The organism is Nitrospirota bacterium, assembly GCA_016235245.1.
GTDB lineage: Bacteria > Nitrospirota > Thermodesulfovibrionia > Thermodesulfovibrionales > UBA6898 > UBA6898.
On sequence record JACRLO010000003.1, the window covers coordinates 1 to 3126 of the forward strand.

The 3126-nt window shown below is 51.5% G+C and carries 3 protein-coding genes; all 3 read right to left on the minus strand.

Going from position 1 to position 3126, the window contains the following annotated elements; translation table 11 throughout:
* Positions 1 to 332: 332 nt before the first annotated feature.
* The 3 genes from HZB31_01155 to HZB31_01165 all read right to left on the minus strand — a co-directional run bounded on the left by HZB31_01155 (position 333) and on the right by HZB31_01165 (position 2852).
* Entirely contained in the window at positions 333 to 473 is a 141-nt protein-coding gene (locus tag HZB31_01155) for a hypothetical protein (GenBank protein ID MBI5846561.1), read from the minus strand.
* 43 nt (positions 474 to 516) lie between these two features.
* Positions 517 to 2358, minus strand: a complete 1842-nt coding sequence (locus tag HZB31_01160) for an Ig-like domain-containing protein (protein ID MBI5846562.1) — start codon at positions 2356 to 2358, stop codon at positions 517 to 519.
* A 95-nt stretch (positions 2359 to 2453) separates the two neighbouring features.
* Positions 2454 to 2852, minus strand: a complete 399-nt coding sequence (locus tag HZB31_01165) for a hypothetical protein (protein MBI5846563.1) — start codon at positions 2850 to 2852, stop codon at positions 2454 to 2456.
* Positions 2853 to 3126 lie beyond the last annotated feature (274 nt).

Below are 3126 nucleotides of genomic sequence, written 5' to 3' on the forward strand. Positions count from 1 at the left end.
CGAATCATTAAAGTAGTCCCACCAGGCTGCATAGATCGGCACAGTGTTCTTCGTGAACCTGAAGATATAGACATTGCCTGATGCCTGTATCGTCTGGATATTCTTCCAGTCGGAGCCCTCAAGCATTTCCACCATTTTCTTATAAGAATAGTAAGATAGCTTTTTATGTGAGAGACCGTCATCATTCGTCGGATTGTTGATCAGCCCATAGTGGTTGAACGGGTTCTGCGGAAACGGGGTAGCATGGCCCGGTTCATAATCACTTCTCTCGTAGATAAGGTTCCAGAATATCCTGTCGATTCCGATTGAAGCCCCGAGAACATATGTCTTGATCAGCCCTTGGCCTGCTCTTTCTCTGTCTGAACCGGAAGTGTGCTGCCTGGACGCACTACCGGATCATTGGGGTTTCCATCGTACATGGCCGTCTCGACAAAGACCGGCATCGAATGAATATTGGAGCCGTACTTGTTCATTACGTGCCCTCCTGTATTCTAATTTTGGATGCATTTCTTATTCTTAATGGCACACACCGGTCGTCTGATTGCATTGGGGCCGGATCGCCGGGCAGGAATTCCCCTGTATGCGACAGTCCGGAACGCATACGTTGGGACTTATATCAGTGGCACAGACCGTGCCGGTATAACATATTACGCTCCCGCAGGCAGTGCCGGAGGATGTACTTCCGAGGGTCAGTATCGCGTCGCAATCTGCGGAAATACAGAGTGCAATGGGTTCGGCATCGAGACTGACGGATACAGCAGATACATCGCTAACACTTCCGTTGCTAAGTTTAATACTCTTCAGGGTCACTGGCCCAAACGTGGAAGACAGGTTCACTGACGTCGGTGAACTTGCTGCGATTGCCAATACAAAGGAATATGTTTTAGGGGTCGTTGCAGAGTAGTCGCCTGCCTTCATAAGAAATACGTCGGCTCCCGTAGCGGCTATGCGGGAATCAAACCGGGCATAACGGAGGTACCGATTCGCCCATTCGAGATAGGGATATTGAGAATAGTCTGTTGCCCTGGCTGCATAATTGAAAGAAGAAACACCGGGATGTTCCGCTTCCCAGACACGATATTCGTCCCGGACATTTATGTATGAAGCGAATCTGGCCGGAGGTTTCCCGGTTGCATCGGCCTTGCTGACAAACTCGTCCCGCAACCAGGGGATCAAGTCCATAATTGCTGCCCGGGATTCGGAACCAATGTCCAGGTCCTGCGTATGGACTCCCCAGCCAAAGGCCCAGACCTTTGGCTTTGCGCCGGTACGATTGCGCTCTTTCCAGTTAGCGTAGAGCTGGAGAAATTCCGCTTTTTTACGGGATGATTTCCCGTCCTGCCAGAGACCTAAATGTTCACCGACTTGGCCGATGACCATGCCCTGCGGCACGGTCACGAATTTTGTGGTCAGGTCTTCGGTAATAGCGCTTTGGCCGGGTCGGAAAGGATTCCAGGGCACGTGGCTGAAATAACTGGCCATGATCTGGTCCCCACCGCCTTCGCGGATGGTATAACCGTATTCCTCCATTAATTGGTTAGGGTTCGTCAGCTGCGCATGGGATTCCGCCGCGGCATTGACAGCCGCAATGACAGCAGTATCGGTTACGCCAAGCGCAAGGCTCACGGCCTTGTCAGTGAAGCGTTTATTGGTGTCCCACACCTTTCTGACGTCGCTCGGGTCGGGATTTATGTATGCATTGGCTATTGACGGCCAGTCATGGACGCCGCGATAGTACTCGGTATGCGAATGAGTTCCCAGTATGCCGCCGCTCGCCTGGAGCCTGGCAAGGAGCGGCAGGCAGGTCGCCTGTTCGGAAGCTTCGACGCAGAACTCGTAGCATTCGCCAACAGCGAGGAATGATACTTTGACGCCGTAGGGCTCCAAATAATCCATCAGCCACGCAGCATTGGCAATTTGCCGTCGAAAGAAGATCCGCCGATCATCAAGCGTCAGTTGCTGGTTCAGAGGGTCGCAATGGAGGTCCATGGTGATATTGATCGGAGACTGGGATACAGCAGTGGTCACCGTCAGTGTCGTGCTTCCCGCAATAATCCCCGATGTCGCCGTAATAGTGGTCACTCCGGCGGACTGCGCCGACACGAGACCGGCAGCGTCGATCGTTGCGATAGCTGTGTTTGATGAAACCCACGTTGCCGATTGAGTCAAGGTCTTCGAGCTGTTGTCCGAATACGTTCCGGTTGCCGTAAACTGTTGTGTATTCCCCACCGTGATACTCGGGCTGGCCGGTGTTACTATAATCGATACCAGCGTTGCTGATGCATTGCCACCACCACTATCACTGGCACTACCTCCCCCGCCCCCGCATGCAAACAGCGTTACGGCCAGAAGCACCATGATGACTATCTTTATGTTCAACCCTTACCCCCTTTTCATTGCCAACCGAATAGAATGGCCGCTATAAACCAGGCAATGACATCCCTCACCTGCTTCTATCGCAACGGCGGCAGGTTTGATTTGCACTGTGAAGAGAGTTGGTCTTCATGACCCTTGAGACATTGAATGATCCTGCCTTCTCCAGGCTTGATGTCCTTGCAATATTTCTGCACCTCATCGCCGCAGAATTCCTTGAATCCCTTCATCTTCGATTTCATCTCGGCCATCTCCTGTTTGCAGGCAGGAGTTACGTCCTTCTCATGCTCCTGCAGACATTTTACGACTTGACCTCCACCGCGTTGGACATCCTTACAGAATTTCGCTGCGTCTTCGTCGCACGATCTTGAGGGTTTCGCAATTCCGCTTGAACTGCTCCCCACAATCAAACAGGTGACTGACATAACCAGACAGAAGAATTTGATCCCTTCACGACGCGATACCGTTGCCTTCTTCATACATTTACTCTCCTCTTCATTAAGATCTCATAAGGCTAAGCCTTTTATCTCATAGACCGGCAAACTTCTCAAATTAAATCGAAAACTGAAGGCATCTGTGCAGGAGTGATTACAGTAGTCGGACCATTCCAGGAGCACAGACACGATCATTCTTAGTTTCATTACCGCACCTCCACGAACACCGGATTTTCGTTAACTGTTAGCGTTATCGTGCCGTTTGACGCCGCTACGGTCTCTGTCCTGAATGCCGTCGCATAGTCGGTCACGTCTTTGC

Bases quoted from the DNA above. Each gene is read 5' to 3' on its own strand.
- HZB31_01155 (MBI5846561.1), bottom strand. From the start codon at position 473: ATGAACAAGTACGGCTCCAATATTCATTCGATGCCGGTCTTTGTCGAG.
- HZB31_01160 (MBI5846562.1), bottom strand. From the start codon at position 2,358: ATGGTGCTTCTGGCCGTAACGCTGTTTGCATGCGGGGGCGGGGGAGGT.
- HZB31_01165 (MBI5846563.1), bottom strand. From the start codon at position 2,852: ATGAAGAAGGCAACGGTATCGCGTCGTGAAGGGATCAAATTCTTCTGT.